This window comes from Clostridium thermosuccinogenes, from assembly GCF_002896855.1.
Lineage (GTDB): Bacteria > Bacillota > Clostridia > Acetivibrionales > DSM-5807 > Pseudoclostridium > Pseudoclostridium thermosuccinogenes.
On record NZ_CP021850.1, the window covers coordinates 796193 to 819774 of the forward strand.

Consider the following 23582-nt stretch of genomic DNA (forward strand, 5'->3'; position numbering starts at 1 on the left):
AAATTACATGAATGAATATATTTTATTCAAAAATGCAATCGTAGTACTTGAACTCTAAAGGCTTATCACAGTCCAAACCTGTGGAAAAAGAACGGTTGCCGATGATATCCACGGCTTTTTCCGGCGAAATGTTCCCGATGACACAGTTGTATATTGCATCACACAAATGAGCAGCTTCAGAGGAGGCACTGTCGAACATCTCAATAAAAGAGGAGTCGCTTTTGGCATCTATATCCCAGGGAAGGCTCCACACAGCTTTCTGCCTGTTCAGGTAATCACGGCTGTCGTTTAGCTTAAGGGGATGTACCATGCTTGATACAGGGTGGTATTTTCCGATCACTGATTCAACGGCATAAACCAGCTTTCTTTTCAGGCCGGTTCTGTCGCGGAACAGCGACATGGCGATACCTATCTCTTTTGCAGCCCTTTGAACCTGCTCAACGCTGATATCTATACCCATAACATCTTTAAGCAAGCTTCTGTACATGCATCCAACGGTATAATATTCGCTGCTGTCCAGCCGGATGAGAGAGCTGCCGTTGATTTCAGCCGGCTTGCATCCGAGTTTTTCGCTTACCATCAAAAAGTCTATCGTTGTTTCAAACTGCCTGTGATAGCAGACATATTTGGAAGTATGCTTCTCTCCTTTTCGGACAAAGCCTGTTTTATAAAATATATAGGGGTGGGTACTGCAGTCAAGGGAGTAGTGGCAGGCATATCCGCATAAATATGAGAGCAGGGCTTCCCTTTCGGAAGTCTCCCTTTCCGATATATATTTTAACGCGCAGGAGAAAAAGCTTGCTACCTTCTTTGCATGCATTTTACTGCCTGTGCCTTTGACCTTTTTTGTTTCAGCCGATGGCAGATAAAAGTAAAAGAAAAATATATCCGGGCCTTGTAAACCGAGATTATATAGCTGCCTATGCCTGACGATGATGTTTGCAATTTCCTGGCTGTTAATTTTTTCAAGAGCTTCGCGACCACACAAATAGTGAGTGTAAAAGCCGGGCATGTTCATCCCTTCTTCCTGTCATATTGATGGACTAGTGGTCAATATAGTTTAACAAAGTGCCAAAATGTTTCATGCTTCTTCCGGTGGAGGCTTAATTGACACTTTGTCGAGGCTACTTTAATTAATATTATTATTCTACCATCAGAATTATATTTCAACAATATAAAAGAGATGTAGAGTGGAAAATATGCCTATTGCATTGGTATCAGATAAGGCAGGTTTGTGGTAAAATAGCTTTAAAGGAGAAAATTTGATATTGGAGGTTGAATATAAAATGTTTCTATTGCCGATACCGAAAGAAATACACATTCAAGAAGGGCGTTTTTCATTAAAGCCGGGCGCAAAGATTGTTCTGGATGCAGGCTGCAATTTCAACGATCTCGATGCGGCCAGGATTTTGCAGGAGGAAATCTTCAAGACGCTTAAGTTCAAGGTTGATGTTACAAAATCGTACAGCAGCGAAGATGGCTGTATTTATTTAAAAAAATCCAAGGGAAAGGCAGAGTCGTATAAGCTGTACATATCCGGGAAGGGAATTGAGCTTATCGGAGCCGATGATGCGGGATTGTTTTATGGTGTGCAGACATTAAGACAGATAATCCGCAATAACGGAGCGGATATTCAGTGCTTGGAAATCAATGATGAGCCATATTTCCCTAACAGGGGATTCTATCATGATGCTACAAGGGGAAAGGTTCCCACCTTGGAAACATTAAAGGAACTGGCCGACAGGGCATCCTCGGTAAAGATCAACCAAATACAGCTTTATATAGAGCATACCTTCGCCTTCGAAGGCTTCAGCGAGGTGTGGACAGGGGCAGATCCCCTTACGGCAGAGGAGATACTGCTGTTTGATGAATATTGCAGGAAAAAGCATATAGAGCTGGTGCCCTCTCTCTCGACCTTCGGACACCTTTACATGGCTTTGTCCACCAGAAGCTTCAGCCATTTGTGTGAGCTGGAAAACAGCCAGGATATGCCTTATTCATGGGTGGGACGCATGGAGCACCATACCCTCGATGTGTCAAATCCCGGAAGCCTGGAATTTGTTGAAAATATGCTAAATCAATTTATTCCTTTATTCTCATCCAACAAATTCAACATATGCTGTGACGAGACCTTTGACCTGGGCGAAGGCAAGAACAAGGAGCTGGCGAAAAAGCTGGGTAAGGGCAAGCTTTATGTGGATTTCCTGAACAAGATCATCGATATTGTAAAGAAGCATGGCAAGGAGGTCATGTTCTGGGGAGACATCATATTGAGCCATCCGGAGTATTTTGACCAGATTCCTAAGGACACTATATGCCTGAATTGGGATTACAGCGCCAACCCCAGCGAGGAAAAGGTAAAGGCCTTTGCAGAAAGCGGCATCAGCCAGTATGTTTGTCCTGGCGTAGGGGGATGGAATCAATTGATGAATGCGCTGGATTCATCCTTCTCAAATATAAGAAAAATGGTGGACTATGGTGTGAAATATAACGCCTCGGGAGTTCTGAACACAGACTGGGGAGACTATGGGCATATCAACCTTTTCGGAAATTCAATACCCGGAATGATTTATGGCGGCGCCCTTTCATGGAATCCGGAATACAGGGAAGAAGTTTCAGCGGTGGATGAAGCCATTTCCAGGCTCGAATACGGCGATGCTACAGGAAGAATCACAGGGCTGCTGAGAGAACTGTCGAGGCAGTATGTTGTAGGCCACTCTTTAATCACTTACTGGAGGGAAAATAAGTTTATTGGATATCCCAACTTAAGCGCCGATCAAAAGGAAAGGCTTTTGAACCTGCCGGAGAAGGAAGTGATTGAAGCTCATGACAAGGCTTTGAAGATCGCGGAGGAAATAGCAGGCATAGCTCCTCATATCAACGCTGAACGCAGCCTTGATATGAGGGAATTCTATGTATCTGCCAGAGGAATCGCCCTTTACAATGCTCTGGGGCTTGTCATCAAAAAATATGACTTCAATAATGGGGCCGGGCAGCTCATCTATCCTCCAAAGCAGCTGGCAGGCCTTCTGGAATGCTGGTTGGCAGATTATATGCAGGTTTGGAGGGCACGGAACAAGGAAAGTGAACTGTACCGCATAAGGGAGTCCATCGTACAGATATGCAAGTACCTGAGGGATATAAAATAGTGTAAAGAAAGACTTTGACTCCGGGTATATGGTTTATATAAGGCCGCTGCTAAGGATGAACACATCCGAAGCAGGCGGCCTTTATCATAATGGGAAGCTGGGCTTTAGCCGCCGGTGCGAGGCATCTTAAATCAGCTCAAATTCTACAACAGTATCTGTTTCGTCGGGCAGAGGATAGGTAGCTGTAGGGTTGGGTCCAAAATTGATGAAGGCATAATCCGGAAATTCCTTAATGTTCCAGGTATCGATCAGGTTCATCTCCGAACCGTCCGACAGAAGGCGCACCTTTTTCACCTTGCCTTTTATGCCGGGAACGGGCAGAGCTCCTATATTTCCATCAAATACATGGGCATAGAGGAATTTTCCGTTTTGCGTGAAATATCCCCATTCAGGTTTTTCAATGGAAGCCTTGCCGCAGTTGTAAATGCTCTTGCTGTTTTTCTTCATCCATTTTCCTATTTCGGACAGGATGTGGAGGGATTCATCGGGAATCCTGCCGTTAGCATCGGGACCGACATTGAGAAGAAGATTTCCGTTTTTGCTGACGCATTCCACAAGCTTTCTTATGATGAGCTTGGGAGATTTGAACATCTTGTCGGATGCGCAGTAGCCCCAGTTGTTGTTCATTGTGATGCAGGCTTCCCATGGGATGGGATCTCCGTCAACATCAGTGATGCCCTGCGGGGGTATGATTTGCTCCGGAGATGCAAAATCCCCGGAATAGACGCTGGGATTTTTTGTTTTGATAGAGCCGGAGCTTTCTCCGCTGGCTTCCAGCCTATTGTCAATAATTATGCCCGGCTGCAGTTCCCTTACCATGTTTACCAGTTCGGTAGCGCGCCACTTCTCTCCGCGCATATCATCATAGGAAAAGTCGAACCAGATGATATCTATCTTCCCGTAGTTGGTGCACAACTCCCGAACCTGTCCGTGCATGTATTCGAGATACCTGTCAAAGTTATGCTGCTTGTTTTTGAATTCCTCATTGTCGCGCATGGGGTGGTTGCGGTCGCCGTAAGCCGGGTAGTCCTCATGATGCCAATCGATGAGAGAATAATATAAACCGACTTTTAAGCCTTCGGACCTGAAAGCGTCGATATACTCCCTTATGAGATCCCTGCCAGCTTTGGTATTGGTGGATTTATAATCCGTCAGCTTTGAATCAAAAAGGCAGAAACCGTCATGATGCTTGGCAGTCATAACCGCATATTTCATGCCTGCTTCCTTTGCGGCCTTTGCCCAGCTTTTGGGATCGTAATCCGTGGGATTGAATTCCTCAAAATACTTGTCATATTCTTCAACAGTGATTCTCTCCACGCTCCTCACCCATTCTCCCCGGGCAGGTATCGCATATAGCCCCCAATGGATGAACATGCCAAATCTTGCGTCCATAAACCATTTTGTGCGCTTTGCTCTTTCTTCAATAATACTCATTCTATGTACGCCTCCTTACGACAAGGTTTTGTTTAGGATTATATAGGATATTAATATATGTTCTGATTTATATTTTATATCTTTTCATGTATAATATCGATGTACGATGATAACTTCCTTTTGTAGTAAATTAACCTGGCGGCATAATATATTCTTACTGGTATCGGGGTAAATATGGAGGATAACAGAAAAGTTCTTATAAAGGAGTTCTTTGCAAATCTTAAGGTGGAAGTAACCCAGGCTGAGTATTCAAAGGTATGGCCTGGCTGGCGCGACATGGATTATATCCCTGGCTACAATAAATTCTACTTTATCTGCGACGGAGAAGGATGGCTTAAAATCGGAGATGAGGAGTATTATCCCAAACGCGGGCAGATGTTTTTGATGCCTGAAGGGGTGATGCAATCATATTCGACCATAAATTCCAATACTTTTACCAAGTATTGGTGCCATTTTACGGCAAAGATAGGGGACCTCAACCTGTTCGATATCATCAAGGTTCAGGATTATATTGAAGTCAAGGATTATGTGTATGTTGAGAATCTCTTTAAAAAAATGATATCCAGCGGCAAAGGGTATGGAATAGCATCGGTTTTAAAAGAGAATTCTGCACTCCTGGAGCTTATCATTTACTTTATAGAGAACTCCACCGTAGAGAGAAAAGTTCCGGTAAAATCGGAATCTCTCATGCGCCTGAAAGCTATAACGGATTATATAGAAAAAAAGCTGAAGGAAAATATTACAATTGAGGAATTAGCCCAGGTAGTGCATCTTCATCCCAATTATCTGATAAGGTTTTTCAGAAAGCATCTGGGCATGCCGCCAATTCACTATATCAACCGAAGAAGGATAGAGGAGGCAAAGAGGCTCATCATTGCCAGCAGTGATGAAACCCTGGCGGATATTTCCTCTAAAGTCGGCATTAATGATATTTATTATTTTTCTAAGCTTTTTAAGGAATATACAGGCTTTTCCCCCACCCAGTTCAAAAAAATGGTGAACAGCCAACCCGGGCGTATTCAAAACACTTAACCGAAAGCTTATGGCTTTAGTCGTTGGAGTGAAGGCTTTTCCTGACCAAAGATAATTGGATATTTGATGTAGAAAAATGCTTGTATTGTATGACCTTCTTATTTTAGCGTTGATTTTTGCATAAAATGTGGTATACTATAAATATAAAGATATGTTAAAAAATAAACAATGAGTTATGATCGTGCTGATGCACAAGGGTTCGTCCCGAGTGGGAAGGCGATAGAATAGCGTTGATATCAAGAATGCATCCTTAGCCGTATTAAGGCTGTGAATTCTGCATGCTGTCCTTATGCCCGCCGGGCATAAGGATTTTTTAATGCCCAAATAGACTTTTATCCCGCTTGTCAACATGGCGGCGGTATCTCATAAGTTTGGCGCAGGGTTTAAAGCCGGGAAGGATGTAGAACTTAATATCCGATGGATTTATAAGGCTGCTTGAGCATTACACAAGGCAGCAAATGAGCAGCCCCATATCTCTCAATCTGCTTATCCGGAAAGGACGGGCGGAAGAACGGCCCCCAGTTCCCGTGCAAAGTCAAAAACGCTATCATCCATGCTTTCCCCAATATTGATGGAAAATTGATGGAAAAAGGTGTGCTGTTATGAAAAATCTGATTGACAAACTGCAAAAGCAAAGAGCTTTGAGCAAGGAAGAGTTTGTACTGCTGCTTGGCAATATAACCGAAGAGGCAAGCGAGTACCTGTTTGATATTGCCCGGGCAACCGCTCAAAAATATTTCGGCAACAGAATTTATGTGCGTGGACTTATCGAGTTTACCAACTATTGCAAAAATGACTGTTACTACTGCGGCATACGAAGAAGCAATCATAAAGTGGAACGGTACAGGTTAAGCCGGGAGGATATTCTGGCCTGCTGCAGCCAAGGATACAAGCTGGGCTTTCGTACCTTTGTGCTTCAGGGCGGTGAGGACCTCAAGTATACCGATGATGATATATGCGGCATTATAGCCGATATAAAGAAAAATTATCCGGATTGCGCCGTTACGCTGTCCATAGGGGAAAAAAGCTATGAATCCTATTTGAAATATCATGAAGCGGGAGCCGACCGGTATCTCCTGCGCCACGAAACCGCTTCCCCACAGCATTATGCCAGGCTTCATCCCAAGGGTTTGTCAGCCCTTGAAAGGCAGCAGTGCCTGTATAACCTGAAGCAGATAGGTTATCAGGTAGGAGCAGGCTTCATGGTGGGTTCACCTTACCAGACAGTGGAAGATATAGCGGAGGATCTGCTCTTTTTAAAAAGGCTGGAGCCCCATATGGTTGGCATAGGGCCTTTTATTCCCCACAAGGAAACTCCCTTTGCGGATTTCCCGGCAGGGAGCTTGGAGCTTACCTTATTCTTGATAGGTATAATAAGACTCATGCTTCCTAATGCTCTGATACCGGCGACGACAGCTCTCGGCACCATCCATCCTAAAGGGAGGGAGATGGGCATTTTGGCAGGTGCCAACGTTGTTATGCCCAACCTGTCACCGGTCAACGTGCGGAAAAAATATGAGCTGTATGATAACAAAATCTGTACCGGAGAAGAGGCGGCAGAATGCAAAATGTGCCTGCAAAACCGCATCAATAGCATAGGATACCAGATTGTAGTTGACAGAGGCGACTTTTGCCCCGTTGAAATAAATGTGTAAAGGAGATATCGACAATGTATAATTGTAAGTCAAAGGTGGCAACAGAGTTCATCAGCCATGAGGAAATTTTAGATACCCTTGCTTATGCCGAGGCCAACCGAAGCAATCGGGCGCTGATAGACAGCCTGATTGAGAGGGCAAGGGACTGCAGGGGTCTGACCCATCGTGAGGCTGCGGTGCTTTTGGAGTGCAGTCTGGAAGACGAGAATGAAAAAATGTTCAAGGTAGCAATGGAAATAAAGCAAAAATTGTACGGTAACCGCATTGTGATGTTTGCTCCGCTGTACCTTTCCAATTATTGTGTAAACGGGTGCGTATACTGCCCATATCATCATTCCAATAAGCACATTCCCAGGAAAAAGCTCAGTCAGGACGATATCCGCCGGGAAGTGATAGCGCTTCAGGATATGGGCCATAAGAGGCTTGCTATAGAATCCGGTGAAGACCCGGTAAACAATCCCATCGAGTATATTCTGGAGAGCATAAAGACTATTTATGATGTCAAACACAAAAACGGATCGATCCGGAGAGTGAATGTAAATATAGCGGCCACCACCGTTGAAAATTACAGGAAGCTTAAGGAGGCTGGCATCGGCACCTATATTTTATTCCAGGAAACCTACAACAAGGAAAATTACGAGAAGCTTCACCCTACAGGACCAAAGCATGATTATGCGTATCATACGGAGGCTATGGACCGGGCGATGGAAGGCGGAATTGACGATGTAGGGCTGGGAGTTTTATTCGGACTCAGCACATACAAATATGAGCTGGTAGGCTTACTGATGCACGCTGAGCATCTGGAAGCCACCATGGGAGTAGGTCCTCATACCATAAGCGTTCCCCGCATCCGTCCGGCTGATGACATAAACCTGGAAAGCTTTAAGGATTCCGTTCCCGATGACATTTTCGAAAAAATAGTGGCAGTGATCCGCATTGCGGTACCATATACGGGCATAATTGTATCCACCAGGGAATCGGCGAAAATGCGCCGGCGTTTGCTGCAGGTGGGTGTTACGCAAATCAGCGGCGGCTCCAAAACCAGTGTTGGCGGATATGCCGAACACGAATCGGAAGATGACGGCTCGGCACAGTTTGACGTCAATGACACCCGCACCCTCGATGAGGTGGTCAACTGGCTGGTGGATTTGGGATATATACCCAGCTTCTGTACAGCCTGCTATCGTGAGGGCCGCACCGGAGACCGCTTCATGAGCCTTGTGAAATCAGGTCAGATTGCCAACTGCTGCCAGCCCAATGCCCTTATGACCCTTAAGGAGTATCTGGAGGATTATGCTTCACCGGATACGAGATTAAAGGGAGAAGCCTTGATAGCCCGGGAAATGAGCAAAGTTCCCAATGAAAAGGTTCGCAGAATCGCATTGGAGAATCTGAAAGCCATCGAAAAAGGAAAGAGGGACTTTCGTTTTTAGAGCGAAGGATTGGCGGCATAAAAATGCCGGATATAATGATGTGGCCGTTGTGTATAGCATTGTGTATAGTAATTGTCTTTAAAGTCAAAAACGGCATATCACAAACAGTAATCCTGCGCTCCCAGGCATGTAAAAAACAGTCATAATATTGTTTATGTAAAGTTGATATAACCTTTAAAATTTAATTATATTTAACGGAGGTAATATATGAGTTTAATAGACACTCCCAGAGCCAACCGGCTGCATATCGGGATTTTCGGAAAACGAAACAGCGGAAAGTCCTCCCTGTTAAATGCGCTGACAGGCCAAGACATCGCACTGGTTTCCGATGTGGCGGGTACGACAACCGATCCGGTCTATAAAGCCATGGAGATTTACGGAATAGGCCCGTGTGTATTTATAGACACAGCCGGGTTTGACGATGTGGGCGAATTGGGGAAGATGAGGGTAGAAAAAACAAAAATGGCCGCTGAAAAAACGGACATAGCGCTGGTGGTTTTCAGCGGAGATGATTTGGATGAGGAAAAGAAATGGATTGACATGCTGAAAAGCCGTGGCACCCCTGTTGTACTAGTGTTGAATAAGGTTGACATCCTCGCCGGCGCAGAGGAGATTGCCGAAAAAATTGAGAAGGAATACGGACTTAAGCCCATATTAGTCAGCACCAGGGAGAAAGTTGGAATTGAAAAAGTACGCGCAGCAATCATTGAACTGCTGCCGGAGGGCTATGAAGTAAAGAGTATCACAGGAAGGCTTGCCGGTGAAGGGGATCTCGTATTACTAGTGATGCCCCAGGATATACAAGCACCGAAAGGCCGTCTTATCCTTCCCCAGATGCAGACATTGAGGGATTTGCTGGATAAAAAGTGCGTAGTGGTAAGCGCCACCACCGATATGCTGGATCAGGCACTAAAAGGACTGGTTAAGCCACCTGAACTCATAATAACCGACTCTCAGGTGTTTAAGACTGTTTATGACAAAAAGCCTGAAGAAAGCAAGCTTACATCCTTTTCCATCCTGTTTGCCAATTATAAAGGGGATTTGGATTACTATGTGAAAAGTGTCGAAGCTATCGATAATCTGACGGAAGATTCAAAAGTGCTTATTGCCGAAGCATGCACCCACGTACCGCTGGAGGAGGATATCGGCAGGGAAAAACTCCCGAGGATGCTGCGAAAGAGGATAGGGGAAAAGCTCACGGTGGAAGTGGTAAGCGGCCAGGATTTCCCTGAGGATCTGTCGGGCTATGATCTGGTAATACAGTGCGGAGCCTGCATGTTCAACAGAAAACATGTGCTGTCACGGATTGAACGCGCCCGCTCTCAGGGTGTTCCCATGTCCAACTACGGCGTTGTTATTGCATACCTGACCGGGATATTGGATAAAATTGATGTGCAGATTTGAGCTCCTTATCAAGGCTTGCTTCTGGAATCGCAGAGCTGAATGGCAGGATAGAATGCAAAAAACCGACGCTGGCTGCCTTATAAGCGCTGCCTGATTTATAGACGAAAATGACAGTGGATGACCGTACCATTATGACAGGGAATTCCGGTTCCTGAGGTTGCATTTTTGGATAGGCTGACTGAATGCGACAACGAGCTTAATCTGATATGTTTGCAAGTTTTTTCCTCAAATGGAGGAAATTATTGTTAACTCATGTTAAACAGTTGAAAAGCGGGTGTTCGCAAAATAGAACAAGCAGAATTATTGACTTTCAGGTGAAAATCAGATATTTTATTATTGTAATGAATTCGACAACTTTTCAGATACCAGTTTTGCCCGCAGCTTGACAACTGCGGGAACTTTTTTTCTATGGATTATTGAAAAACCCAGCTTTCAAGCGCATTTAAGCACAAAGCTTTTCATTGTATCTTTCCGGTTCTATCATGGCTGTAAATTGGATTTTTCCATCTTCATGTATATTATATGAATAAAAGCGTCAATATATGTAATATTTTTGTAGTTTACATAATACTAATCAGCTTTTAAAGCAAAACATGAAGATGGGCATCACCGACAAAATTAGACAATAATGTTAAGCACTAATATCAGGCAGTAAACAATGCAATCATATAATTGCATAACTGATATATTACCAAGGTATTACCGCGATTTTCACTGCTGCCGAGTATTTCTTACCCCATTTTCAAAAAACTCAAATATCCGGTAGCATTCTGCCTTTTCTTCTGAGTCGCATATGTTCGTCTTAAGCCTTTGGCAAATTCTTATGGCCTATATCTGGAGATTATTTCAGAGCGTTTCCTTTCCACTCCACACCTCTTACGTTCAGCCATCTATTCAGTTAACCATTCAGTCATGAAATTATCCCTTGGTACGCTGTTCCCTCATACTTTTACCGGGACTTTTGAGCTCCAACAAATATATTTACTTTTTTATAATTCTAAGATAATATACAAGTAGAATGGAATGGGTACGGCGGGAGGATATAAAATGGAATTCAAGCTTATTTCTGAACATCTAACGAAATATTACTGTGATAGAATACTTATGCCTGAAGGCGCTACTGAAATATTGGTGGAAATTGCCCGGAAAATAAACGGCGATGAGAAGCTCTTTGAGATATACAAAGATTTTTATTCGAGCTACATAGACAGCGGATACTGGACGACAGTGTGGGAAAATTTAGCGATTCATCCTTATGTGGAAACAGTTTTTGGGAATCATGCATCGCTTTTCTATCTGCATGCCGCCCTTGAAAAATTACCCTTTACGGAGAAGCGGTATGCCGAGCTGGGCATAGGTGACGACATTTTTGTTGATACTTTGAGGGACATCGGAGTATGGGTTCAGAACGCATATAACCTGGTGGGACATTATTGCATCAGAAATTTCAGTTGGATATGGAGACATCTGGAAGCGAAGCTGTTCAGGCTGGGTAGGTTGCAGTATATGGCCGTGCCCTTTAAAGGAGAAGTGAAAGCCTTTTACAATCAAGAGAAAAACATGATTCTCCTTTTGTGCAACAGCGGCATGGAACTCAGGGCAAATGGAGACATGCAAGGTGTTTGCGGTAAGGAAAAGACGGACGACGGATTCGTTACGGAATACCGGGAAACGGAGGAGTCTTATGAGGGAACTCCGGTAACTCCCTACGGAAAGGGTTTACGCCAGCCGGTCAGGCTTAAAAAAAGCGAGTGGAAAAAGGTGCTGGATGAGGGCGACATCATGCTGGAAATCCATATACCGAGGGACAAAAGCTTCAGGCCGGAGGATACAAGGGAATCTTACCTGATGGCAAAGGAATTTTATAAGAAGCATTTTCCGGAGGTAAACTATAAAGGCATGTGCTGTCATACATGGCTGTTTACACCCCAGCTTCAGGAGATTCTGCCGAAAGATAGCAATATTGTGGCTTTCCAGCGTCAATTCTATCTTTATCCTACAGCAGGTTCGGTGAGATTTCTATGGAATTTTGTGTTTAACGACCTTACGGAAAGAAAAGACGCAAAGCCCGATACTTATTTGAGGAAAAAGGTGCTGGACTATTTGGATGAAGACCGGGAGATATTTGATATGAGAGGAATCTTTCTGGATGTTGGAGGAAGCTTTGGCAGTTCATCCTATATGGATAAATACGATGCAGGGGAATACTCCTTTTTGCGCGATATCCTTCCACCTTCTTACGGTTCCCATACCTGAAGATGTGTGCTGATGTCTTTGACGAAATGTTATATATGAATGGACAATAATAAACGGCTTAATGCTATTAATATTTGAGGTCACATATGATAAAAACCTTGAGAGATACCATTGCAGTTTTGTATAGAAGATTTAGAAATAGCCTTACTACCGATGATGAAGTAACAATAAGCAGAAGATATGTAGCTGCTTCCAACTATGCTGCAGGAACCGTAAACAATCTCATTGGAGCTAACTTCCTGACAGGCTTTCTGCTTCTGCTCAATGCGGATGACAGCTTCATGGGCCTCGTCACCATGGCAGGGTTCGTGGGCAACCTGCTGCAGATATTATCACCCCTTCTGCTGGAACGTTTTCAAAGCCGCAAAAGGATGCTGATATTCAGCAGGGCTATAATACATTTTTTCAATATTGTGGTAATCAGTCTGATCCCGGTATTGCCTTGTGCCAATCCGGTAAAGCTCATGCTGATACTTGTAATCATCCTGTTGGTCAACCTGATTAACGCAGTTACTGCTCCAGGCTTTACAGTATGGCATATAAAGAGCATACCCGATAATGTGAGAGCCAAGTATTTCTCCACTTTCAATGTGATGAACGGGGTCATAATATATACCGTAGTGCTGGCGGCAAGCAAAATTGCCGATGATTTTAAAGCCTCCGGCAATGAGATGCGGGGGTTGCTGGTGCTCAGGGCATTGGCATTGATTTTAAGCATCGTGGATATCTACTTCTTGTTTAAAATAAAGGAGTTTCCGAACCAAAGCTCCGGCACAAAGGTAAATTTAGCCAATATCCTGTTGAATCCATTCAAGGAGAAAAAATACCTGATTACCGTGACTATAGCATGCCTGTGGTCTTATTCGGCGAACATACCGGGACCGTATTTCAATATGTACATGCTCAAGGATATGGATGTCAGCTACTCTTTCCTGAATATCATAAACATGTTCAACATACCGGCTTTAATTTTTTTGGCGCCTTTGTGGAGGAAAAGGGTCAACTCGACTTCATGGTTTAAAGTCCTGTACCAGTCGATGGGTTTGTATTTGCTGCACTATATAGGGCTGTCTTTTGTAACCAAGGGGAGTCTGTTTTTATATCCCGTTTCGGTAATATATGCTTTTATGATTGCACCCGGAATAAACCTGGTTTTTGGAAACATACCGTTCATTAACATACCTGAAAAGGATCAGACCATTTATATAGGCTTTTATTCTTCCATGAACAACCTGGCGGCTCTGCTGGGGGTTCTTACCGGCAAGGAGTTTATTAGGGCAACGGAAGGAAAAACCATGGCCCTGGCTGGAATAACTATGTATAACAAGCAGTATGTTTTGCTTTTGACAGCAACAGCCATGCTGATTTCTGTAATACTTATTTATTATTTGCAAAAAATATCTCAGGAAAACGTAAAGGCAAGCGCTGCAGAGCAAAATAAACCGTTAAGCCAAGTATTGGATTGTGAAGGCAATTAAATTTTTAAAGCAGCGGAAAAGAGGTGAAATGCTGTATGAGTAAATTCATTCCTGAAATAGACGGCAATTTGAGACGGCATATGGTCAGGGTGCCGGATGTGATCAATGAAGCCAGCGGCATAAGGATTTTTGGAAAGCTCATAAAATCGCTCATTTTTTCGACGGATGTTGCGATAATAAAGAACTGCAATGCTCATGCCGTCATCGCAGTATATCCTTTTACGCCCCAGCCTCTTATAACCCATTCGATAATAACCGCTTCCGATATCCCTGTTTTCTGCGGCGTAGGAGGGGGCACCACCACAGGTAAAAGAGTTGTAAACCTTGCTCAGGACGCTGAGTTTCAGGGAGCGATAGGTGTTGTTGTTAATGCTCCTACTCCCAATGATATTGTGCGGAAGCTGAGGGATAAGGTGGATATACCTGTCGTGGTGACTGTGGTTTCGGATAAGACTGACTTTAAGGCCAGGATAGAGTCCGGCGCCACCATACTCAATGTGTCCGGCGCTGCCAATACCGCTAACATTGTAAAGAAAATAAGGGATCAGTTTCCTGAAGTTCCGATAATCGCAACGGGAGGGCCATCGGAGGAAAGCATATTGAAGACCATCGAGGCCGGAGCCAATGCCATAACCTATACTCCTCCCACCTGTGCGGAAATTTTTAAAAGCCTGATGAACAAGTACAGGATTGAATCGGATATTATATAGCCTATCCTGATATGTTGGAATTTTTAGGTATAAGCCTCGGCTTAAAAGCAGAAAAAAGCTTATGGGATGTATTTGAGAAAAAGAAGCGAAAAAGTAATGGGAAGCCGGATTGAATATCCTGTGAGAATCCTTAATGCGAATTTATAAGTTAGGCATATAAGCTTACGAAGGAATTATTGGGCGAAGAGCCCAATTTTTTATATTAAATACACAGCATCCTTTGCATTAAAATTGACTTATTATCCTGATTCTGTACAATAAAATTAAACAACACAACATACTCCGAATGAAGTTGTGATGCGAGGAGATAAAAATGCTTTTATGTATTGATACCGATCATCTTCCGGATATATTGAACTTTGGCCATGTCAATTATAAAGAGCCTTGGGTTCACTTTCAGAGAATAACTGATGAGCATATATTGTACATAGTTATAAGCGGGAATCTATATGTAAAAGAAGGTACGGAGGAATATTCCCTGTCAAAAGGCGATATGCTCATACTTGAGCCGAATATCCTTCACAAAGGTTATAAAGCTTCCTGCTGTCATTATTTTTACATACACTTCAGGCATCCCCGCATCTGGAGGGTAACGGACAGGCCGGACGAAGAAGTGCATAAGGAGATGCTCCAAAAGCGCATTTTATCTTTTACCAGTGATATTGCGTCGGAGGATGCGGGCACTGATTCCATATGCCATATACCCAAGCATTACAACCTTGAGAAATTTGAATATTACATGCAGTTTTTATATGATACGGATAATGACTATTTCGGCAAATATGAGCATTATAAAAGACTGGTGTCATATAAGCTGATGGAGCTGTTTATAAGGATAGGGATCGACTACCTCAACGAAAAAACCTCGCTCATGACTTCCGCTTTGCCGAAGGCTTATTTAAAGGCAAGGGATATCATGGGATTTATTTTGTCCGAATACAGGAGAAAAATTTCCAGCAAAGAGATTGAAGATAAGTTTGAAATAAGCTATGACTACATCAATAAGATATTTCAGAAATCCACCGGGCATACTATCGCCAACTATATAAATATTATTAGGATAAGAAAGGCAAAGGAACTGATTGAAACCACATCGCTTAAATATGCGGATATAGCGTATTTTGTTGGAATAAACGATCCGTACTATTTCAGCAAGCTGTTCAAAAAATACACCGGCATGACTCCATCCCAATATTCATTATTCTATAGCAAAATTCGCAGAGATGAATAAAATGATTATTATTTGTATTCTAAATATAAATGCCCGGGGTAAATCCCAGGTATTTTGTCATATATGATTGATTTGATTTCAGCTGATTGCACTGGATGGTTGTTGGTTCTAAGGGATTTAAAACCTATATGGTATTCTTTGATTTTTTTCGTCCAGATAGAAATATTACAAAGAATCTCGCCATTATACATTTATCTGTGCTTATTTAAATGCTAATATTAAATCGACCCTGCGATGAAGAACGGAGCATGATTATAAGCTCAATTTGCAGGGGATTTACTGTCGTACTGATTTTTTCACATATCGCGTTAATTCAAATTTTTCGTGATTTCAGCAAAGGAAGAAAGGTGAAAATAATAATGGAAGCCTATGGTATCAAATTATTGTTGCTCATGGTAACGGGCACATTTCTGTTATCTGCATGCAATTCCGGATCTATGAAGAAAGGTGCTGCCGAGCTTGACAATGTGGCATCAAAGCAGCTCTTTACCCCTGAGCCTGCACATACAGTAAAAAAACCGGAAGACATTGAGAACCAGGGACGATATATAAAGGACATTTATACCGATAAGGGCTCTTACAAGCCTTCGAGGAAGGTCGTAATCACTTTGGTATTGCATAATCCCGATACAAATCCTCTAGAGGGAAGTATAAATCTAAAGATAAAAAGGTTGGATGAAACAGTTTATGAAACAAATAAAGATTTTTCCCTTGAGGTTGACCGGAATTCCGAGATGGATTTTACATGGAAGGCTCCTGAAGACGATTTTACCGGCTATGCTGTAGAGGTCTGTTTATATTCCGGCGAAAATCTCTTGGATTATGAGATGACGGCTGTAGATGTTTCTTCGGATTGGAATGTGTTTCCCCGCTTTGCTTACCTTACCGACATGGGCAGGCGGTCTTATGAAGAAAGCGAAAGAATCATCCGGAATTTATCAAAATTCCATATTAACGGCCTGTTTTATTACGATGTGATGGATAGGCACGACAAACCTTTGGCCGGTACCGCTGAAAATCCGGAGCCAAAATGGAATACGATAGCAAATGCATTGGTTGATGCCAATACCTTGAAGGACATGATAGACATAGGTCATAACTACAATATGAAATCCTTTTTCTACAACCTTATATTTGGGGGTTACTCCACCTATGAAGAGATAGGAGTAAAAAAAGAATGGGGCTTGTTTAAAGATAAAAATCACAGTGTTCAAGACTGCCATCCGCTGCCTGAATCATGGGAAAGCAGTATTTATTTGTTCAACCCGGCCAATAAAGGCTGGCAGGATCATTTTCTCAAAGCCCATAAAGAATTTCTTTCTGTATATGACTTTGATGGCCTTCAGGTGGATTCCCTCGGTAACAGGGGCCAGCTATACGACTATGACGGAAACCCCATTAAACTGGATGATACTTATGCTTCACTTTTAAAAAGGATACCGAAGGAGTTAAACACCCGCGTCATTTTCAACGCTGTTGACCAGTACGGACAGTACCAGGTGGCCTCCGAAGTGGATTACGACATACTTTATGCCGAAATATGGCCGCATAAGGCCAGGACGTACAATGCCCTTAAAGGAATTGTGGACAGCATGCATAGAATGTCCGAAGGCAAGCGGGGCATAGTTATTGCCGCTTACATGAACTATCAGAAGGCTAAGTCCGGCGGCAAGTTTAACACTCCGGGCGTGAATTTCACTAACGCCACATTATTGGCAGCCGGGGGAAGCCATCTGGAGATAGGCGATCTGGGTATGCTTTCCAGTGAGTATTATCCTGCACGGCATCTGGAGATGGACTATGATTTGCAAAAAAGCATCAGGAACTATTATTCCTTCATGACAGCCTATGAAAATGTCTTAAGAGGCAGCGGATTTGAGGAGATAAGCACGGCTACATATGTGGATGGGGAACTTACTTCTTATGACGGAAGGGCTGGGAAAATATGGTCCTTCACAAAGGTTAAAAAGCCTGAAAATTTTGAGATCATACACTTTATAAATCTTAAAAGTGCATCTCACTCGGAATGGGTTGACGATTACGGAACTCAAACAAAGCCGGTTGCTTTAAAAAATATAAAGGTCAGACAGTATACCGCTGCCAACGTAAACAAGGTGTTTATCGCTTCTCCGGACTACTGCGAGGGTTTTCTCAGGCAGGTGGAATTTAAGAAAGGCAGCGATGATAAAGGGGAATACATTGAGTTCAGTCTGCCCTACTTGGAATACTGGACGATGGCGATACTTAAATAAAACATGTCGTGTTAAAAGCAACAGCCCATGCTTGTTGCTTTTATATAAAAGAATAAGGGAGGAAAAGAAAATGAGGAAAAAGTTTTTATTGTTTTTTCTGGCAATTGTTATGATTTTGTCAATCATGACAGGCTGCGGAGGAAGCAATGATGTTGTTCCTGAAGACAGCTCCGGACAGTCGGAAAGCACGACTAAAGACTCAGGAGACACAAAGGTTTCGGAAGATGACAATAAAGAGGATAAAAATGATGCCCGCTATGAAATAAGTGGTACTGTAAAGCTCGCCATAGAAGATGGTAAGTTCCCGATAATTGAACCGGTTGTTGAGAAGTTTAAAGAGCTTTATAAGAATATCAATGTTGAAGTTGATCGTTACACGGTAGGCACGGCAGAATATCTCACGGCAAATGCTTCTACCGGCACCATGCCGGATGTTGTGCTTGATGACGCAGGGCAATTGACCTATTATGCTTCCCAGGGCTGGCTATATCCCCTTGATGAGTTTATTGCAGGGGATCCAGATATTCAATATGTTCCGGAGAACATTCTGAAAAACTATACTTTTGGCGGCAAATTATATGCTCTCCCGTATAGGGCAAATTTTGAGACCATATTTTTGAATCTCGATTTGCTTGACCAGCTAAACCTGGATCATCCCGAATTGGACTGGACTCCCGAAGATTATGCCGAACTGTTGAAAGCGGCAACTACCAATGAATACTCCGGAACTGAAATTCTCTGGGGAATGGATGAGAGTTTTGCAGGCTCTATGAGCAAAAATTATGGCAAATATGCTTATGACTTTGATACCCAAACCTACATGTTAACCGATACATGGGTCAAAGGCGTCAACCTCATGAGGGAAATGCGCGAGTATCCGGGGCTTGAGGCATGGACACTTAGAAACTCAGGAGTCAACGGGGATACCAACGACTATATAAAAAAGTTTGGAGAAGGAAATACCGATGATCTCCACATGGCGTTTAAAATGGGGAAGATCTTGAGCGACCCAAGGGGAACATGGGATGTGGCATGGCTCAGAGACTTGAAGTTTGAATGGGAGTTGTGGCCGTTTCCCCAAGGAGAACAGGGACATTTGCCCATGCATATCGACCATAACTTTATGATTTCCTCATGCAAAGACCCTCAAGCCGCTTTTGAGTTTATAAGGTTCTTCTCCTACAGTCCTGAAGGAAACATAGCAAGGCTTGATCAATATGAAGATGAAAACAGGGATGATGAGATCACTAAAGATCTGTTTTATATACCGGTTACCAATCATCCTGATGTGAGCGAAAAGTTTAAAGCGCTGCCCAATGTTACGGAGGGCATAGCCTATATGTATGACAACATAAAGAATTCCTTCAGGAGCGATTTGTCAAAGATAATACCTAATTACGACCAGGTCAACAATGAGTATTTGAGCCCGAGAGGAAATGAGGTGCGCGACGGTATTGCCGATGCGGCTTCTGTAGCTGCCGAGCTTCAAGATGTGGCTTCAAAGGCTCAGCAGGCATATTGGAAGGAGTTTGAAGATATACTGAAGAAAGTTCAGGAGGAGTTTGACAGCAAGCATAAGTAGTTGAAGCTGTGAAGGTATGGGGGTACTTGCACTCGTCCCCCATACCTTTATAAAGGCCTATGATGAGTTTTTGTCTTTTTTTGATTTCATTACCCATCTGTAATTTTTTTATTGCGTTTTATATTTTTGTGGGGTGTTTGATCCGATGAAAGTTTCAGGAAAGATAACGGCCGTAATTTTAATATGCGCTTTGGCAATAGGCTCTACCAATGTCATCGCCAACTATGAACAGCAATACGAGCCCCAAGAGGTGCAAAGGGATGTAAGCTTTGCGGCTTCGAGGTGGACGGCACCGGATGGATCAGGGCCGATACAGGAAATTGCTCTGCAAAAAGCCAAGATTAACGGTGAAGAGATTAGAATTAGCGATGAAGGGCTTTTTCTTAAAAAGGATGATTTTCTGACCTTTGATATAAACATCGCTAAAAGCGGCGTATACAACCTGGTTTTGGAGTACAAGCCCAAAAATGCCAGGGTTATGGACAGCATGCTTACTGTAAAGATTGACGGTATGGAGTATATAGCATCCATTCCTCTCCTATGGGGTGACGCTCAGTATGAATACAAGAAGGATGCTTATGGAAACGAGCTTTCTCCCGAACAGGTAAGCATAGAAGCGTACATACGGAATCCTATAATAGATCATTCCAGGCCTGGCAAGCCATACCTGGACTTATCCCTTGAAGAAGGTTTCCACACCGTTGAATTAACGAGCACTGTACAGGATCTTGTTATAAAGGATATAAGCCTTGTGGAAAAGCAAAGCAAGAAGTCTTATGATGAGTACATGGCGGATATTGGGGAAAAAGGTGATTCCGGAGAAGGTCTTGTGATCATTGAAGCAGAAAAATATACAGCAAAATCAGATCCCTTTATCCGGGGCAAAGGAATAAAGAATCCGGCATTGTACCCTTATAACACATATAAAAGGCTGATAAACACAATAGACGACAATTCGTGGTCGCAAGCAGGACAGAAAATTATCTGGGAATTTGAAGTGGAAAACGACGGCTTTTACAATATCGCCTTCAGATATTCCCAATATTCGGAAGTTAGCAAAACGAGTTTCAGAACGATAGAAATAGATGGCAGGACTCCTTATACCGACTTGGAAAATGTCTCCTTTGCCAATACGGGCTTATATGAATATAAAAACTATACGTTAACCTCGGAGGATGGAAAACCGCTGACCGTCTATCTTGAAAAAGGAAGGCACACCCTTGCCATGAGGGCGGAAATTGGCCCTCTGGAGGAATGTTACTTTGATTTGATTGAAACAATGGATAAAATAAGCAGCGTGGGCATGGCGCTAAAAAAACTGACTGCCGGCACCAACGATGAGAATCGGACATGGGATATGAGCGTCTATCTTCCGGAGGCTGTGCCGGAGCTTGAGAAATGTGCGGAGAGAATTGATGCCATATATAAGAAGCTCTGGGACATAGGAGGAAGGGAACCGGTGTATGCCAACAACCTGGTATATGCTGCTGAGACGCTGAGAAAGCTCACAAAAGTGCCGAGAACCTTGCCCAATAAGACCAACATGCTGAACGAAGGGGATAATTCCGTAAATCATACGCTGGGTAGTGTTTTGTCCAAGCTTATAAAGCAGCCCTTGAGCCTTGACAGGATTTATATTTATAACACTAAAGAATTGCCTCCTGATAAGGTTTCATTTTTCCGATATGCCTGGGAGTCGGTAAAATCCTTTTTCCATTCCTTTTTACCCAGTGCGGCTGCGGACAATTATGCGGCGACTTACGAAAAGAACAGCAAGGAAGTTCAAGTTTGGATAAACAGGCCGGTCCAATATGTTGAGGTTTTACAGCAGATAGTCGATTCGGACTATAATTCCAAGTATGGCACCAACATACGGCTTTCCATAATGCCCAATGAGCAGAAGCTAATCCTTGCCAATGCGTCCGGGACAAACCCCGATGTGGTTCTTGGCGTGAATTACTGGAATATCTTTGATTTTGCAATAAGAGGTGCAGCCAAAAACCTGCTGGAATTTGATGACTTTTTAGAATTCTACAACGGGCAGTATAATCTGGAAGCTTTAGTGCCGCTGTGCTACAACGATAATGTTTATGGGGCGGTGGAAACTCAGGATTTCTATGTTTTATTCTACCGCAAGGACATCTTGGAAAATCTGGGGCTGGCTGTGCCGGATACCTGGGATGATGTAAAGACCATGATGCCCCAGCTTTTACAGTATTCCATGAATTTCAATATTCCTCTGGCAAATAGCCTTGGATTCAAGCCTTTCAGCACCACTTCCCCCTTTATATACCAAAACAAAGGGGATTACTATTCGGATGACGGGTTTAGCACTGCTATTGATACCGAGAACTCTATAGAAGGTTTTACAGAAATGACGGAGATGTTTAAAATCTATGCTGCCCGACAACATGTGCCGAATTTTTATAACAGCTTCAGGTACGGCGAGGTACCGATAGGAATTGGCAATTTCTCAACATATATACAGCTTCAGGTGGCGGCTCCGGAGCTTACGGGATTGTGGGATATAGCTCCTGTGCCTGGTGAGAGGCAGGATGATGGGAGCATCTTGAGATATCAAACGGCCGACAGCACCGCCTGCATGATATTTGAGGATACTAAAAAGGCGGATGAGGCTTACAGGTTTTTAAAATGGTGGCTGTCCAAGGAAACCCAGCTTAAGTATGCCTATACCCTTCAAAGCACCTTCGGGCCGGAATTCAGATGGAATACGGCCAATTTGGAGGCTTTCCGGGAGCTTCCGTATCCGGAAGAGCACATGAAGGTTATCCTTGAGCAGTGGGAAAACCAGAAGGAATGCCCAAGACATCCGGCAGGATATATGGTGGAAAGGGAAGTCAGCAATGTATGGAATAATGTTGTAGCAAACCATAAAGAACTGATAGAGTCCATCGATAAAGCAGCTTTGAACTCCAACAGGGAAATCATCAGAAAGCTATCGGAGTTCGGATTCTGTGATAAGGACGGTAACATTATCAAAGACTACTCTGTCCAAACAATAGAAAAGCTGCGAAAAAAATTGGGAAATGAGAGGGGATCAAATGATTAAAAGATATCTGGACAAATATTCCACGGCAGTGCTGCTATTTCCTTATATAACCCTTTTCATCATTTTTATTGTCATCCCTGTTGTGGCTGCCGTGGGGCTGTCCTTCACATATTTCAATACGATTGAATGGCCTAAGTTCATAGGCTTGGACAATTACATCAATCTGTTTACAAAAGATGAAGTCTTCATGCAAAAGGTGGTGCCCAACACAATAGTATATTCCATATTTGTGGGCATAGGTGGCTATCTGCTGTCGTTTTTTCTGGCATGGTCTTTGTCACAGATCTCCAAGCTTCCCCGGACCATTCTGGCCATTATAATATATTCGCCATCCATGACGGGCGGAGTGCTGCTGACAACTGTTTGGAGCGTTATCTTTAATGGTGATAAAAGTGGCTATCTGAACTATATACTGCTTAAGTTCAATGTGATAAAAGAGCCTGTGCTTTGGCTCCAGTCCGATAAGTACCTTTTGGTCATCATGATTATAGTCACGTTGTGGAGCAGCATGGGAGTAGGGTTTCTTGCAATACTTGCCGGTATTTTGAACATAAATGAAGAATTATATGAAGCTGCTTACATAGATGGCGTTAAAAACCGTTTCCAGGAAATAATCTACGTCACCATACCTTCTGCCAAACCACAAATGCTTTTCGGAGCGGTTATGGCACTGGTCAACACATTTCAGAGCAGTGGCATCGGGGTTGCTCTTTCCGGCGCGAATCCTACTCCCAATTATGCCGGACAATTAATAGTTACCCATATAGAGGACTACGGATTTATCCGTTATGAGATGGGATATGCGGCTGCCATATCCGTCGTTTTACTGATTATAATAAGGTTTTCTTCCGTAGGGGCACAAAAGCTTTTCGGAAATTCTGATTATTAAAGGAGAG

Annotated in this window: 16 protein-coding genes; 13 read left to right on the plus strand and 3 right to left on the minus strand. The window is 43.2% G+C overall.

What is annotated here, in order from left to right; all coding sequences use genetic code 11:
* Positions 1-22: 22 nt before the first annotated feature.
* Positions 23-1012, minus strand: a complete 990-nt coding sequence (locus CDO33_RS03600; protein WP_161496454.1) for a zinc dependent phospholipase C family protein — start codon at positions 1010-1012, stop codon at positions 23-25.
* Between the two features lie 274 nt (positions 1013-1286).
* Here CDO33_RS03600 and CDO33_RS03605 point away from each other — a divergent pair, with 274 nt between their 5' ends.
* The gene (locus tag CDO33_RS03605) at positions 1287-3149 is read left to right on the plus strand and encodes a glycoside hydrolase family 20 zincin-like fold domain-containing protein (RefSeq protein WP_103080845.1); all 1863 of its coding nucleotides are present in this window, start codon (positions 1287-1289) and stop codon (positions 3147-3149) included.
* A 126-nt stretch (positions 3150-3275) separates the two neighbouring features.
* Here the strand turns inward: CDO33_RS03605 and CDO33_RS03610 are convergent, their stop codons facing one another.
* Entirely contained in the window at positions 3276-4583 is a 1308-nt protein-coding gene (locus CDO33_RS03610; RefSeq protein WP_103080818.1) for an alpha-L-fucosidase, read from the minus strand.
* Between the two features lie 174 nt (positions 4584-4757).
* On the opposite strand from CDO33_RS03610, the gene CDO33_RS03615 reads away from it, so the two are divergent.
* Complete coding sequence (locus tag CDO33_RS03615) at positions 4758-5615, plus strand: AraC family transcriptional regulator (protein WP_103080819.1); 858 nt, start codon at positions 4758-4760, stop codon at positions 5613-5615.
* A 407-nt stretch (positions 5616-6022) separates the two neighbouring features.
* Here the strand turns inward: CDO33_RS03615 and CDO33_RS20735 are convergent, their stop codons facing one another.
* Positions 6023-6166: a hypothetical protein gene (locus tag CDO33_RS20735; protein WP_161496455.1), complete on the minus strand. Its 144-nt coding sequence runs from the start codon at positions 6164-6166 to the stop codon at positions 6023-6025.
* 51 nt (positions 6167-6217) lie between these two features.
* Here CDO33_RS20735 and hydE point away from each other — a divergent pair, with 51 nt between their 5' ends.
* The 11 genes from hydE (at position 6218) to CDO33_RS03670 (ending at position 23575) form a co-directional block, all read left to right on the plus strand.
* Positions 6218-7270 carry a [FeFe] hydrogenase H-cluster radical SAM maturase HydE gene (hydE, locus tag CDO33_RS03620; RefSeq protein ID WP_103080820.1) on the plus strand — a complete coding sequence of 351 codons (1053 nt, stop codon included), beginning with the start codon at positions 6218-6220 and terminating at the stop codon, positions 7268-7270.
* A gap of 14 nt (positions 7271-7284) precedes the next feature.
* Positions 7285-8703: a [FeFe] hydrogenase H-cluster radical SAM maturase HydG gene (gene hydG, locus CDO33_RS03625; RefSeq protein ID WP_103080821.1), complete on the plus strand. Its 1419-nt coding sequence runs from the start codon at positions 7285-7287 to the stop codon at positions 8701-8703.
* Between the two features lie 207 nt (positions 8704-8910).
* Positions 8911-10107: a [FeFe] hydrogenase H-cluster maturation GTPase HydF gene (hydF, locus tag CDO33_RS03630; protein WP_103080822.1), complete on the plus strand. Its 1197-nt coding sequence runs from the start codon at positions 8911-8913 to the stop codon at positions 10105-10107.
* Positions 10108-11154: 1047 nt separating this feature from the next.
* Positions 11155-12363, plus strand: a complete 1209-nt coding sequence (locus CDO33_RS03635) for an acyltransferase domain-containing protein (protein WP_103080823.1) — start codon at positions 11155-11157, stop codon at positions 12361-12363.
* Between the two features lie 86 nt (positions 12364-12449).
* Entirely contained in the window at positions 12450-13841 is a 1392-nt protein-coding gene (locus CDO33_RS03640) for an MFS transporter (protein ID WP_103080824.1), read from the plus strand.
* Between the two features lie 35 nt (positions 13842-13876).
* A complete protein-coding gene (locus CDO33_RS03645) occupies positions 13877-14551 on the plus strand; it encodes a beta/alpha barrel domain-containing protein (RefSeq protein ID WP_103080825.1) in 675 nt (224 codons plus the stop codon).
* 313 nt (positions 14552-14864) lie between these two features.
* On the plus strand, positions 14865-15782 hold the full coding sequence (locus CDO33_RS03650) for an AraC family transcriptional regulator (protein WP_103080826.1): 918 nt from the start codon (positions 14865-14867) through the stop codon (positions 15780-15782).
* A 437-nt stretch (positions 15783-16219) separates the two neighbouring features.
* Positions 16220-18034 (plus strand): glycoside hydrolase family 66 protein, encoded by a 1815-nt coding sequence (locus CDO33_RS03655; protein ID WP_161496683.1) that lies wholly within the window; start codon positions 16220-16222, stop codon positions 18032-18034.
* Positions 18035-18104: 70 nt separating this feature from the next.
* Positions 18105-19616 carry an ABC transporter substrate-binding protein gene (locus tag CDO33_RS03660; RefSeq protein ID WP_161496457.1) on the plus strand — a complete coding sequence of 504 codons (1512 nt, stop codon included), beginning with the start codon at positions 18105-18107 and terminating at the stop codon, positions 19614-19616.
* A 145-nt stretch (positions 19617-19761) separates the two neighbouring features.
* On the plus strand, positions 19762-22686 hold the full coding sequence (locus CDO33_RS03665; protein ID WP_103080829.1) for an extracellular solute-binding protein: 2925 nt from the start codon (positions 19762-19764) through the stop codon (positions 22684-22686).
* Positions 22679-23575, plus strand: coding sequence for a carbohydrate ABC transporter permease (locus CDO33_RS03670; RefSeq protein WP_242973529.1), 897 nt, complete (start codon positions 22679-22681; stop codon positions 23573-23575). The genes CDO33_RS03665 and CDO33_RS03670 overlap by 8 nt, the downstream gene beginning before the upstream one ends.
* The last annotated feature ends 7 nt before the right edge of the window (positions 23576-23582 follow it).

Coding starts and splice junctions, on each gene's coding strand:
- CDO33_RS03600 (WP_161496454.1), bottom strand. CDS start 1,012: ATGCCCGGCTTTTACACTCACTATTTGTGTGGTCGCGAAGCTCTTGAA.
- CDO33_RS03605 (WP_103080845.1), top strand. CDS start 1,287: ATGTTTCTATTGCCGATACCGAAAGAAATACACATTCAAGAAGGGCGT.
- CDO33_RS03610 (WP_103080818.1), bottom strand. CDS start 4,583: ATGAGTATTATTGAAGAAAGAGCAAAGCGCACAAAATGGTTTATGGAC.
- CDO33_RS03615 (WP_103080819.1), top strand. CDS start 4,758: ATGGAGGATAACAGAAAAGTTCTTATAAAGGAGTTCTTTGCAAATCTT.
- CDO33_RS20735 (WP_161496455.1), bottom strand. CDS start 6,166: ATGATAGCGTTTTTGACTTTGCACGGGAACTGGGGGCCGTTCTTCCGC.
- hydE (WP_103080820.1), top strand. CDS start 6,218: ATGAAAAATCTGATTGACAAACTGCAAAAGCAAAGAGCTTTGAGCAAG.
- hydG (WP_103080821.1), top strand. CDS start 7,285: ATGTATAATTGTAAGTCAAAGGTGGCAACAGAGTTCATCAGCCATGAG.
- hydF (WP_103080822.1), top strand. CDS start 8,911: ATGAGTTTAATAGACACTCCCAGAGCCAACCGGCTGCATATCGGGATT.
- CDO33_RS03635 (WP_103080823.1), top strand. CDS start 11,155: ATGGAATTCAAGCTTATTTCTGAACATCTAACGAAATATTACTGTGAT.
- CDO33_RS03640 (WP_103080824.1), top strand. CDS start 12,450: ATGATAAAAACCTTGAGAGATACCATTGCAGTTTTGTATAGAAGATTT.
- CDO33_RS03645 (WP_103080825.1), top strand. CDS start 13,877: ATGAGTAAATTCATTCCTGAAATAGACGGCAATTTGAGACGGCATATG.
- CDO33_RS03650 (WP_103080826.1), top strand. CDS start 14,865: ATGCTTTTATGTATTGATACCGATCATCTTCCGGATATATTGAACTTT.
- CDO33_RS03655 (WP_161496683.1), top strand. CDS start 16,220: ATGAAGAAAGGTGCTGCCGAGCTTGACAATGTGGCATCAAAGCAGCTC.
- CDO33_RS03660 (WP_161496457.1), top strand. CDS start 18,105: ATGAGGAAAAAGTTTTTATTGTTTTTTCTGGCAATTGTTATGATTTTG.
- CDO33_RS03665 (WP_103080829.1), top strand. CDS start 19,762: ATGAAAGTTTCAGGAAAGATAACGGCCGTAATTTTAATATGCGCTTTG.
- CDO33_RS03670 (WP_242973529.1), top strand. CDS start 22,679: ATGATTAAAAGATATCTGGACAAATATTCCACGGCAGTGCTGCTATTT.